This is a genomic window from Acinetobacter sp. V2 (assembly GCF_001188385.1).
GTDB lineage: Bacteria > Pseudomonadota > Gammaproteobacteria > Pseudomonadales > Moraxellaceae > Acinetobacter > Acinetobacter oleivorans.
On the sequence record NZ_JZFB01000001.1, the window covers coordinates 979,924 to 980,188 of the forward strand.

Below are 265 nucleotides of genomic sequence, written 5' to 3' on the forward strand. Positions count from 1 at the left end.
TAATGTCATTTCCCTACTTCCTTACCCTTGAGTCGCATCAATCAAAGTTGCACCAGTCAAAGCCTGTAACTCATCGAAGCTAAGACCTTCAACTTTCTCAAACACCTTTAAACCATCTTTAGTCACGTCAATTACACATAGGTCGGTGTAAATACGGTCAACGCAGTTTTTCCCAGTTACCGGATAAGTCAGCTCAGCAACAATTTTCGGCTCACCTTGCTTGGTCACATGGTCTGTGGTGATAAATACTTTTTTAGCACCTACA

Annotated in this window: 1 protein-coding gene; it reads right to left on the reverse strand. The window is 41.9% G+C overall.

Going from position 1 to position 265, the window contains the following annotated elements:
* Nucleotides 1–21: 21 nt before the first annotated feature.
* On the reverse strand, nt 22–265 hold a 244-nt coding region (locus UC75_RS04435; RefSeq protein WP_322842882.1), incomplete at its 5' end, for a CoA-transferase.